Genomic DNA, 5,858 nt, shown 5'->3' on the forward strand with positions numbered 1-5,858 from the left:
TTGAACTTGCGGCATTCACCTATTCACCGCCACCACCCCCATCCTTGAAAGTCGAAAATGTCCCTCTTGGTCTCAATTCCATTCCACTCCACCCAATCTTTCCCCGCATGAGGTCAGGATGTCTGAGGCTGGCTCGCGCCGACATTTCACTCCACGCCGTCCGCTGCATCTCCGGAAGTCCAGCGCAAGGGGTGTGGGTGGTCACCGACGATTTCCATTTGGTGAACATCCGACAGGGCCAGACCAGGGTTTCCAAGCGCGCGCAGGTTCCCGCGGGATTTCGCCCCACCTGCTGCCATCTCGGCCCCAGCGGCACGTTGTGGATGGGAGTGTCTCAAGGCCGGGTGCTTCCCTTTCGCGATGGCGAACCGGCTCGAAAATTCGAGTCCCAAGGGCTCTTTTCTTCAGACGTTTTGAGCCTCTTGGAAGACAAACAGGGAACCCACTGGGCGGGCGTTTCACGCTTCGGATTGCACCGGCTCGTGCCAAGCCCAGTCCGGCTTTTCGAAGTCAAAGCGGACGGACCCTCCTCCAGTGTCCGGAGTGTGCTTGAACTTCCTGACCAGACGATCGTGCTGGGCATGGAGAACGGAGGCCTTTGCCGATTCGTGAACGAGGAAATCGTTCCCCATCCGGTCGAAGGCCTCGCGGACACCGCCACGGTGCTGGCCTTGGAACTCGATCACCAGCAACGTTTGCTGCTTGGAGTCCTGGGCTCGGGGTTAATGCGCGTGGACGGCAAACTCGTGGAGAAATGGAATCCGAACCAACATCCGGGGCTCGCGGATGTCCGCGCGATGCTCCTCAATCCCGATGGATCCGTGTGGTTGGGAACCCGCTATCACGGCCTCCTCCTTATGGAGGGGAGCCGAATCTCGGAAGCCGGCAAGGCATGGGGAGTTGAAGCGCGCGAAGTGCGCTTCCTGTTTCGTTCGCGCCGAGGGGAAGTCTACGCAGGCTCGCACGATCAAGGCCTCTTCATCCTCAGGAAGGAACGATCCCGGTTCGAGCCGGTGCGTTCCCAAACGGGGAACGACGTCGTGCCGGTGAGATGGATCTGCGAGGACCCCGAAAGCGAGATTTGGGTTGGAACGATGGGACGCGGTTTCGGGGTCGTGGGGGCGGACGGGTTGCGAACCTCGACCCTTGAGGACATGGGTTCGGACGATATTGTCAATCAAATCTTCCATGACCAGGCAGGCCAGGTCTGGCTCGCGGGCAAATTCCGCGTCTTTCGCACGGACGCAAGGGTTGCGAAAGCCGCGTGCTTGAATCCCGCGGTCAAACCCACCTTCATCGACGTCGCGGAGGAATCCGTCTCCCGAAAGCTGGAAACAGCGTGGCTCCATCGTCGCGAGCGCGGATTCAACGAACTCGGCGAGGACTCGGTCTCTCTCTTGCCTCGTTGCAACGGCGGCAGCCGGCAGGCAGGCCGTTTGCTCTCGAGTGGACACTTTGCGCTGGGCACCAAGCACGGCTTGATGCTGGTCTTTCCGGCCAGCGAGATCGAAGCAGCTTTGGATCACCGGGTTCGCATCGAGAAGGTCCTCGTGGACGATCGATTCGTACCTTTGAGCGATTCGATGGAACTGGGACCGGGACGGGGATCGGTTTCCTTCGAATTTACTTCGCTGGGGTTGCGCCATTCCCGGCGCACTGAGTTTCAGTATCGGCTGGAGGGCCTGGATGATGACTGGCGTGCTTCGCCGATCTCCAAGATCGCGCATTATACTCATGTCCCCCCGGGTGCCTATCAATTCCTGGTGCGGGCGCGCCCCCTTGGCGGCGAGTGGTCTCCGCCCACCTCACTTGCTCTCGTCATGCACCCGCACTTTTATCAAACGAAAGTGTTCTTCGTGTCGGGGATCTTTGGCTTGGCCGGTTTTGTCTTTGGGGCCCATCGATATCTCATGGGCCGCCAGAAAGATTCTTTGGAACTCAGTCAATTGCGACAGGTGGAGAAAGCGCGGTGGAAGATCTCCCGTGATTTGCATGACGATTCAGGTGCCAGCGTGACCCGGATTCTGTCCCAGATCGAATCCTTGCCGCAGAACCCGTCTGGCGCGGCGTGGCGATCACTCGCGGCTTCCGTCAAGGGCTTGAGGCGCGCGATGAATGAAATCATTTGGACCACCTCACCCCGCCACGATTCACTCGAAAGCCTGATTACCCAAATCTCCTCGCTGGTCCAGGAACTTTGCGATGGATCCGGCCTCCATCTCCAACTGTCCGTTCCCGCGGTCGTCCCGGAAAGGGGATTGACCGCCGAGGCGCGGCACCACTGCTATCTCGCCGCCAAAGAAGCGTTCGCCAATATTCTGAAGCACGCGCGATGCCAGCACGTGAACTTCACCTGTACCCTGACTGAGGCCGAATTACACATCGAAATCTCGGATGAAGGGTGCGGGTTCGAATCCATCCAACCCAACCGAGGCAACGGCCAGCAGAACATGGATTCCCGTCTCGCTGAAGTCGGGGGCGTCTGCCGGGTCCAATCCAGACCTGGAGGCGGCACTTGCGTCTTTTTTAGCCTGCCGCTTGACCGAAATTCCAAGCCCGGCTCCATCGATCAAAACCGGCACTTAACCCTGGCCCCAAGGTAAGGCACACGACGTGGGCGCTCCATGGGGCCTCGCATCATCCAGGCTTCGGGAGGTGGATGCTCTGCAGGATCCGCTCGCATTGAAGGAAAAGGTTTTTCAGGGAGCCTTCGTTCCAAATCACGAAGTCCGCCCGTTCTTGTTTACTCTGCGCAGGCCATTGAGCGGCCACGCGCCGTTCGATTTCCTCAACCGTCCAACCGCGCGCCCTGAGTCTCTCGGTCTGCAGTCTGGATCCGCACCCGACGGCAATCACCCCATTGAAAAGCCGCTCTGCCTGGGTCTCAAAAAGAAGCGGAATCACTACCATGGCCACGCTCTCCCCGGCGCGTTCCAAGGCGGCCAGTTTCCTCATCCAGTTCTCTCTGATGCGGGGATGCAGAATCGCCTCCAGCCTCTGGCGAGCCGAATCCGAAACAAACACTTCCGAAGCCAGTGCTTTGCGATCCAAACTCCCATCCGGACGTCGCATCGCCGGGCCAAAATCGCTGAAGATCTCCTCCAAAGCGGCTTGCCCCGGCTCGACCAACTCACGGGCAAGGACGTCGGTATCGATCACGCACACTCCGTGCTCCGCAAACCAGGCTGCGGCCGTCGACTTCCCCGCCCCGATCCCTCCGGTCAACCCCAGCCTGATCATCGAGTCACCGCCCGATAGTACAAAGCCGGACGCGTGGTCGAAAAACTGTCCACAAACTGAATGACGCCTGTGTCCGAAGATCGAGTCGCGACCGGCAGCCAGACCACGAGGTCGCTGCTCACCTCGATTTCATAGCTTCGGTGGGGATACCCCACGACGGTGACTTGAAGTGTCCGGTTGGGAAGCCGCGTCGCCGTCACCCTGGCGGCCAAATCCGAAACGCGGACAGGTGCCACCGGCAGATAGGGATTATCCAGAAACGCGGCGTCCTCTTCCTCGCTGAAGTTCGGATCCTTGGCGTAAACCCATTCCAGACGGTTTGTCCCGGCGGGCACGGCGAAAGTGAAATTGGTCCAGCCAATCCGCCCTGACCAGCGTTGTAATCGCTGACCATTCAAATGGAATTCCAGGAAATCCCACCCCTCCTCGCTGCTCACGCGGAAATCGAACGCGGCGGTGCCGGCGACCATGTTGGTCTCGATGCGCAATCCGCTCCTCTCCCCATCGCGAACAGCGCCGGAGCGCGCGGAAAACTTGCCCGTAAACACCTCGTTGGTTTGCACCGTCCACGGGGCTCCCGAGGACTGCCGCCAAGCCAACCGGGTCAATCCCCCCGACTCGAAATCTTCGGTCACGTTCGTCAAGCTGGGACGAAAGCGCGCGGTCAACGCGAGGTGGTTGTTCATGGTCACCACCAGCGGGTTCTGCCCGCTCGAATTCCCATCCCAACCGGCAAACTCGTAGTTTAGATCGGGGGTGGCCGTCAGTGTCACCCTCGATCCTGCGGGATAAACCGAGGAAGGCGGGGAGACGGATCCTCCCGGCAACGCCCCCGACGTCAAGGTGTAGAACTGGCCCGGTGTGGGAGCAATGAATGTGTATTGAAGATTGAAGGTTCCGGTGGCGGCACCATAACCATCCACCACCACGAAGTAAGTCTGGTTCGAAGTCACCTGTTGGGAAAGGAAACTGAACTTGCTGCCCTGAAACGCATCGTCATTCGAGGCCACCTCTTGCAGGTTGGTCAGGCTGTCTCCCGTGTACATCCCAAGAATCGTGTCGAACGTGGAAGTCTCCGTGGACAGATTGAGCACCCCTGAAGATGGGGCGCGAAACGTGAACCATACGGACCGGCCCCCTTCATTTCCCGCGTGCAAGGGCTCGCCCAACTCCTTGCCGGCCGCGTGATTGGTCCAGGTCATCAATCCTCCCACGCCGGTCAGGGCACGCGCACTGGCAAAATAGTCATTGGTCGGACTGATGTACCGCACCACGACGGAATCCGCGGCGCTTTCGTTGCCGGCAAAATCGATGGCGATTGCGCGAACCAGGTTCGTGCCGGGCGGCAATAATACGCTGCCGGTCCATGTGCCCGAGCCCTGCGCGTTGGTTCGCGTTCCGTTGTTCACCACCAGCACCACGTTCGAAATGCCGGAATCGAGCGTGCCGTCCCGCGCGGTGCCACTCAGCGTCAGAAACTCGGATCCCACCAGCGTTTCGCGCACCGGACTGTTGATCAAGACGATCGGGGGGCGAACATCGGGCGTTGTCCCGGGCGTCACTCGCAGCCGGATGTTGCCCACCGCGTTGGAGTCCGCGCCGGACACCGAGATGCGGTAGGTTGTGCCCCGCACCGCGTTGAAGGCCACGTTGGCTTGCAACCGGTTTAACACATCATTGGTGGAAGACGCGACCGGCAAGAGATCCCCCACCCCGCTGCCCGTGTAAACCGCGAGCACCGGATTGAAGGCGCTGCCCGCCGTATCGATCGGCACGTTCGTGTTGGCTCCGGCTGACCACGTCCACCACACGGAGGCCGCCGAACCCGGCATGCGGGCATGAAGCGGCTCCCGGGGTTCCACATTGGCGAGATTGTTACTGCCCACGCCCACGCCTCCGATGGGGTCAATCTTAAAAGCGTTCACGAACATGTTGTTCTGGGGTCGCGGAAAACCCGGTAAACCAGCGCGAAATTCGTGGAGACGATCAGCTGATTCGTGTCGACCACGGGCGCGTTGGTCAGGGTCAAATCCTCCGCGCGGACACTCATCCGCAACGTGAGAAGAAAACCATTGCTCGTCGCGGGCGTAATCAGGTTCGAAACATAACGCACTTCGTTGGTGGGTTCGCCCGCCAGCGGCGCTCGAGGACGAAAGTTCATTCGAAAATCCGAACCGACGATATTGGTGTTAAACAGATTCGTCCCAATCATGTTCGTGCTGATCAGATTGGTGTCGACCAGCCCAAAGATCAGCACATTGGTGAAGGCGTCGGGAGTCCTGAAGATGATCGCAATCGAATTGGTGGTTTCGGCGATGAGAATCGTGTTCGTCCCGGGAACCACCCCCACATCCAAAGGTGCGTTCGTGATGGCTTGGGCCTGAAGAGGGCGCACTGGAATGACGAGCAGGAAGATGAAGCTGGTCAGGAAGAAAAGGATCCTCGCCATGCGAAGAGCCTAGGCAGTCCCCGAACCCCGCACAATGGAAATCAAGCCCAGGGTGCGCACTCGTTCCATGAGCAAATAGGCGAAAGCCGACAGCCACAGCCGCAGTTGATTGCTGGCCATATGATGAGTGCTCATGCGATCGGCGTGCAAGTCGAGCACCTGTTGCTTG

General features: G+C 59.7%; 5 protein-coding genes. 1 reads left to right on the forward strand and 4 read right to left on the reverse strand.

The window, feature by feature from the left end:
- The first annotated feature begins 107 nt into the window (after positions 1–107).
- Complete coding sequence (locus FJ404_19045) at positions 108–2,603, forward strand: hypothetical protein (GenBank protein ID MBM3824949.1); 2,496 nt, start codon at positions 108–110, stop codon at positions 2,601–2,603.
- A 34-nt stretch (positions 2,604–2,637) separates the two neighbouring features.
- Here the strand turns inward: FJ404_19045 and FJ404_19050 are convergent, their stop codons facing one another.
- The 4 genes from FJ404_19050 to FJ404_19065 all read right to left on the reverse strand — a co-directional run.
- On the reverse strand, positions 2,638–3,240 hold the full coding sequence (locus FJ404_19050) for a dephospho-CoA kinase (protein MBM3824950.1): 603 nt from the start codon (positions 3,238–3,240) through the stop codon (positions 2,638–2,640).
- Positions 3,237–5,171 (reverse strand): hypothetical protein, encoded by a 1,935-nt coding sequence (locus tag FJ404_19055; protein MBM3824951.1) that lies wholly within the window; start codon positions 5,169–5,171, stop codon positions 3,237–3,239. The genes FJ404_19050 and FJ404_19055 overlap by 4 nt, the downstream gene beginning before the upstream one ends.
- Positions 5,162–5,689 (reverse strand): hypothetical protein, encoded by a 528-nt coding sequence (locus FJ404_19060; GenBank protein MBM3824952.1) that lies wholly within the window; start codon positions 5,687–5,689, stop codon positions 5,162–5,164. Before FJ404_19060 ends, FJ404_19055 begins: the two co-directional genes overlap by 10 nt.
- 9 nt (positions 5,690–5,698) lie before the next feature.
- Positions 5,699–5,858, reverse strand: a 160-nt coding sequence (locus FJ404_19065) for a hypothetical protein (protein ID MBM3824953.1), incomplete at its 5' end; no start/stop codon positions are given.

It is taken from the genome of Verrucomicrobiota bacterium (genome assembly GCA_016871495.1).
Lineage (GTDB): Bacteria > Verrucomicrobiota > Verrucomicrobiia > Limisphaerales > VHDF01 > VHDF01.